The sequence below is a fragment of the Lysinibacillus sp. genome (assembly GCF_032093475.1).
Classification (GTDB): Bacteria; Bacillota; Bacilli; order Bacillales_A; family Planococcaceae; genus Lysinibacillus; species Lysinibacillus irui.
Genome location: NZ_DAMDAY010000209.1, coordinates 1 through 1,939, shown reverse-complemented (window position 1 = coordinate 1,939; position 1,939 = coordinate 1). Strand labels below are relative to the sequence as shown.

At 40.6% G+C, this 1,939-nt stretch carries 2 protein-coding genes; both read left to right on the top strand.

The window, feature by feature from the left end:
* On the top strand, positions 1-1,181 hold a 1,181-nt coding region (dxs, locus tag RT445_RS23390; RefSeq protein WP_313471728.1), incomplete at its 5' end, for a 1-deoxy-D-xylulose-5-phosphate synthase.
* On the top strand, positions 1,181-1,939 hold a 759-nt coding region (locus RT445_RS23385; protein ID WP_313471726.1), incomplete at its 3' end, for a TlyA family RNA methyltransferase. The genes dxs and RT445_RS23385, both read left to right, overlap by 1 nt.

Here is a 1,939-nt window from a genome sequence, read left to right as displayed (position 1 = left end):
AGCTAGGTTTTAAATATCTGGGCCCAATTGATGGACATGATTTCGAAGCCCTAGAAATGACATTATCACATGCTAAAAAAGTGAAAGGGCCTGTTTTGGTCCATGTCATTACAAAAAAAGGAAAGGGCTATAAACCTGCCGAGGATGATACTATTGGTAATTGGCATGGGACAGGTCCCTATAAAATTGAAAACGGTGCCTTTGTTAAATCTGAAGCAAAAGGACCAGCGTGGAGTAGTTTAATTGCAGAAACGGTTCGTAAAATTGCTCATGAGGATGAGCGAGTAGTGACGATTACGCCAGCAATGCCTGTTGGGTCGAAGCTACAAGGTATTCAAAAGGATTTCCCAAATCGTTTCTTTGATGTAGGAATTGCTGAACAACACGCAGCAACGATGGCTGCAGGGCTAGCTACTCAAAAAATGAAGCCATTTTTAGCCATTTATTCTACATTCTTGCAACGTGCATATGACCAAGTATTACATGATATTGCTCGTCCAAACTTGAATGTTTTTATCGGCATTGATCGTGCTGGTTTAGTTGGAGCGGATGGAGAAACCCATCAAGGTGTATTTGATATTGCTTTCCTTCGCCATATTCCAAACATGACTATTATGATGCCAAAAGATGAAAATGAAGGTCAGCATATGGTAAAGACAGCGATTGAATATGATGGTGGCCCAATTGCTCTTCGTTATCCACGTGGGAATGGGATTGGCGTACCATTAGATGAAGAGCTTATCGCTTTACCAATTGGAAGCTGGGAAGTCTTGCGCGAGGGGAAAGACGCATCTATTTTAACATTTGGAACGACGATTCCAATGGCAATGGCGGCAGCTGAAATGCTGGCACAACAAGGTATTGAGATTGAAGTAGTTAATGCTCGCTTCATCAAGCCAATGGATGAGGAAATGCTACATCGTATTTTATCTAGTCATAAGCCAATTTTAACGATTGAAGAAGCTGTCCTGCAAGGTGGATTTGGTAGTGGCGTATTAGAGTTTGCTCATGATCATGGCTATCTAAATGCACTTATTGATCGCATGGGAATTCCAGATCAATATATCGAACATGGTAATGTAGATCAGTTACTCGCAGAAATTCATATGACAGCAGAGGATACGGTTGCACGTATGCACGTATTACTTCAACAAAAACAGCAAGTAGGTTTGAATAAATAATGACAAAACAACCAAAAGAAAGAGTAGATATTTTACTTGTAGAGCGTGGGCTTTGCGAGACAAGAGAAAAAGCAAAACGATCCATTATGGCAGGTCTTGTTTTTTCAAATGAAATACGTATTGATAAGGCAGGAGAAAAAATTGCCATCGATGCGCCTCTACAAGTGAAGGGCTCTGATTTAAAATATGTTAGTCGTGGTGGCCTAAAGCTTGAAAAGGCCCTACAAATTTTTGATATGACTGTAGAAGGAAAGCTAATGCTTGACATTGGCTCCTCTACAGGCGGCTTTACAGATTGTGCCCTACAACATGGAGCAAGACATTGTTATGCATTGGATGTGGGCTCTAACCAGTTAGCTTGGAAAATTCGCTCGGATGAACGTGTCACGGTCATGGAGAAAACCAATTTTCGCTATACAACAGCCGCTGATTTAACGGAAGGGCTACCTGATTTTGCAACCATTGATGTTAGCTTTATTTCCTTATCGCTCATTTTACCTGTATTAAAAACATTGTTGCTTCCAGGTGGCGATGTGATGGCATTAGTGAAACCACAGTTTGAAGCTGGGAAAGACAAGGTTGGTAAAAAAGGTATTGTTCGTGATAAAAAAGTACATCTCGAAGTATTGGAAAAAACAGCTGCTATGGCAACAGAAATTGGCTTTGTTGTAAAAGATGCCTCCTTTTCACCTATAACAGGAGGGGAAGGGAACATTGAATTTTTATTCCATTTAGTGAATCCTGTCGGTGATGAAATA